We start from the raw sequence: 1,755 nt of genomic DNA, 5'->3' as shown, positions 1-1,755 counted from the left end.
GTCACCTCCGGCCGCGTGCCGGCGCCTGACCCTGTGCCGCGCTCGACGAACTGGCCGCCGGGCCCGTACTCGACCCTGGGCTGGTCCGCCCGCGTTCCAGGTCGACGTTCTGCGACTGCTGCTGGATCGCCGAGCGCCGCTGGTCGACCGCCGCGTTGGTCAGCGCGGCGCCGGCGGTGACGAACCCGCCGGCCGCGGTGAGCTGGGTGGCATTGGCGGCGGTGCCGGCGATGCTCATGCCCAGGCCGCTGAGGTTCCCGGCGTGCACCGCGGCCTTCGTCCAGTCACCCCTCTGCGCGGCGTCGATGAACTCCACACCGGACTTCAAGGCGGTCACGGCGGACGCGCTGATCTGCGTGCCGCGCGCCGCCCAGCCCTCCAGGACGCCGGAGATGGCGCTCAACGAGCCGGCGGTGAACTCCGCACCCGGCGGCAGGTACGTGTTCATGTACTCCTTGAACTGGGTGAGGCCGGTGAAGCCGGCGTTCTTGGCGCCCTGCCGCGCCTCGCTCTCGGTCGGACGGTCCGGGTTGGCCGGCCGCACCTGGCTGCCGCGTCGCGGCTCCACCGGCGCCGGCGTGGTGACGGCGCCCACCTGCATGGCCGTCCGCACGAGCGCGTCCGGGTCGGTGGCGACGTAGGTGGACCGGCGGCGGAGCCGCCCCACCTGCTGGTCCGCGGCGGCGGAGTTCCGGCTCGCGCCGGAGCCACGCGCGGCGGAGTTCCGCTCCGAACGGGCCGGGGCGGCGGGCGGCGACACCCGCCGCCCTCCGTTGAACGAGTCGGTGAACTGCGGGGGCGCCGTGGACGCGGACGTGGACGCGTACGCCGCCTGGCTGTACGGGTTGACCGGCAGGCTGTAGTGCCGGTCCGCAGCCTCCATCTCGTAGTCGTTCTCCGCACCGGCGAACGTCTGGGCGCGTTGCAGCGGATCCGGCTCGTAGCCGTACCTGGGGTCGGACATGGTCACTCCTTCGAGCGCTGGTTCGTGATGGGCCAACCGGCGGTTCGCCGCCGGCTCGGTGTGCCGCCTCCCTCCCACGGATCGCGGTGCACCGTCTACGCGGCGGCCCCGGCCCCGGTTCAGCCGTGCCCCCGGATTTCTCCGCCGGGCGGCGGCTGGAAAAAACCTCGAACCCGCGCTGAACCGAGTGGGCGGTCGCGTCGTAGAGCGGCCGTCGACCGCTCCGCCCGCGCCGCCGAGACGCCGCAGGCGCGGCCGGCGACCGACGACGGCGAGCAGACAGGGAGGCGAGACGGACGATGAGCCAGCCGGTGATGCTGCGGCGACCACGGGAGCGCGACGAGCGTCCGATCCGACACCGCGATGTCCTCTCGGACGAGGGCATCGGCTGGATCGGCGCGCACGGCGGCGCCGGCGCCTCCACCCTCACCCGCCTGCTCGGCGGCACCGACATCGGATGCCGGTGGCCGGATGCGGCGATCGGCGAGCCGGCCCGGGTCGCGGTGGTCGGGCGGACCAGCCTCGACGGCCTGCGGGCGGTCTCCCGCGCGTTGAACGCGATGCGGGAGGGCCGGCACCCGGCCGGGATGCGGCTGGTGGGCGTAGTGCTGATCGCCGACGCCCCGGGCCGGTTGCCGGCGCCGCTTCTCGGCCGGATCCGGCTGCTGCGCGCGATCGCCCCGGTGCACCGGGTGCCGTGGGTCCCGTCGTACCGGGTGGGTGCGGAACCGAAGCGTCCGCCGCGCCAGCTGGCCCGGCTGGCCGCCCTGGTGGAGGCCCGGCCGGGGCGG

The 1,755-nt window shown here is 75.2% G+C and carries 2 protein-coding genes; one reads left to right on the top strand and one right to left on the bottom strand.

The window, feature by feature from the left end:
- Position 1 precedes the first annotated feature (1 nt).
- Entirely contained in the window at positions 2 to 964 is a 963-nt protein-coding gene (locus AB0J68_RS31925; RefSeq protein WP_354863166.1) for a hypothetical protein, read from the bottom strand.
- A gap of 299 nt (positions 965 to 1,263) precedes the next feature.
- Between AB0J68_RS31925 and AB0J68_RS31920 the strand changes: the two genes are divergently transcribed.
- The coding region (locus AB0J68_RS31920; protein WP_363942569.1) for a hypothetical protein at positions 1,264 to 1,755 on the top strand (492 nt) is incomplete at its 3' end.

The sequence above is a fragment of the Micromonospora sp. NPDC049580 genome (assembly GCF_040675595.1).
GTDB lineage: Bacteria > Actinomycetota > Actinomycetes > Mycobacteriales > Micromonosporaceae > Micromonospora.
The sequence above is the reverse complement of the archived record's forward strand: the minus strand, read 5'-3'. Positions and strand labels throughout refer to the sequence as shown.

Coding starts and splice junctions, on each gene's coding strand:
- AB0J68_RS31925 (WP_354863166.1), bottom strand. CDS start 964: ATGTCCGACCCCAGGTACGGCTACGAGCCGGATCCGCTGCAACGCGCC.